At 35.1% G+C, this 1682-nt stretch carries 2 protein-coding genes; both read left to right on the top strand.

All coding sequences use genetic code 11. The annotated features are described in order from the left end of the window. Nucleotides 1-573: riboflavin kinase (locus WC622_RS16830; RefSeq protein WP_372820851.1), on the top strand; the 573-nt coding region annotated here is incomplete at its 5' end. A gap of 441 nt (nucleotides 574-1014) precedes the next feature. Next, on the top strand, nucleotides 1015-1682 hold a 668-nt coding region (locus WC622_RS16825), incomplete at its 3' end, for a cation:proton antiporter (protein ID WP_372820850.1).

Raw genomic sequence — 1682 nt, 5'->3', positions numbered from 1 at the left:
GATCATCGCTTTGGAAAAGATCGTCAAGGCGGAATGGAAGAGCTGGAGGCTTATGCAAAAGTATATGGTTTTAACATCGAGGAAATACCAGAACAAGATATTAACGATGTTGCGGTAAGTTCGACCAAGATCCGAACAGCTTTGCTGGATGGCGATGTTTCTTTAGCAGCATCCTATTTGGGCTATCATTTTTCAATCAACGGCCCAGTAATTAAGGGAGACAAAATTGGCCGAACAATTGGCTTTCCAACTGCTAATATATTTGTGGAGGAAACATATAAACTTATTCCAGGCGATGGCATTTATGCGGTGACTGTTGAAATGAATTCTGGCATTTATAAAGGAATGGCCTACATTGGTCAACGTCCTACAATAAACGGAATGACGCGCAATATAGAAGTAAATATATTTGATTTCAACGACGAAATATATGGTCAGACGATCAAAATGAATTTCCTAAAGTTTCTACGTCACGATGTTAAATTCACTGGCTTAGAGGCTTTAAAAGAGCAATTATACCAGGATAAATTAGACACAATCGAATTCTTTAACCAACCTCAACAAGCTATTTAGTGCTTCAAAAGCTTTAAAAATCAATATTTTTTTAGTATTTTTAAAGCAATGAGGATTTTTATTACGCTTTTCATTGTATTTTGTTGCTATTCATCTTCGCTTCATGCGCATAAGATGACAGACGGCACTGCATTACAAAAAGAAAATAAAAAACCATCTAATTTTAAAAAAAAGGAAAAGAATTCATTAAAAATTGACATATTTTTTAATCAATTTGATTTTTTACATCACAGTAATCAAAATTCCCTGATTTTCGCAGTTCATTTTCTCAAAATCACTGAGGAATTAATAATTAAATTAGCTAAAATCAACTTCGATTTTGCGCTAAACACCAAGTTCAGTTACAAATTCATCTTTCAATACCTTTATCCCAAGCATAGTTTTTGGTAATTTTTAGAGTCCATTCTACTAAAAATTATCAACTTTAAAACACATGCTTATATGATTCATTTACCCGTACTAATTGCCGACTTAGGTCTTATTCTTGCCGCAGCTGGCGTAATTACCCTCCTGTTTAAAAAAATAAAGCAGCCTTTAGTTTTAGGCTATATTTTAGCTGGACTATTGGTTGGCCCACATCTCGACTTCTTCCCTACCATTACCGATTATAAAAGCATCAATATTTGGGGAGAAATTGGCGTAATCTTCCTGTTGTTTAGCTTAGGACTTGAGTTTAGTTTTAAAAAACTAGTAAAAGTTGGGGGATCAGCCTCCATTACTGCCATTGTTAAAGTTGTATTTCTAATTCTTGCCGGTTATGGAGTTGGAATGGCTATGGGATGGAGTAGCATGGACAGTCTGTTTTTGGGTGGAATTCTATCCATTTCCTCGACAATGATTACCATTAAAGCTTTTGAAGAGTTGGGTATCAAGCATAAGAAGTTTGCAGGGCTTGTTTTTGGTGTATTGATAGTAGAAGACTTAGTGGCTATTTTAATCCTAGTTATGTTTTCAACTTTAGCAGTTAGCCAGCAATCGGCCGGCACAGAAATGCTAATGTCTATTCTTAAATTGAGTTTCTTTCTGGTGCTTTGGTTTTTAGGCGGAATATTCTTAGTCCCAACATTTTTAAGGATTACGAAGAAACTGATGAATGATGAAACCATGCT

The sequence above is a fragment of the Pedobacter sp. genome (assembly GCF_041662865.1).
Taxonomy (GTDB): Bacteria; Bacteroidota; Bacteroidia; order Sphingobacteriales; family Sphingobacteriaceae; genus Pedobacter.
Note: the sequence above shows the minus strand (reverse complement) of the source record. Positions and strands in the feature narration are given on the sequence as shown.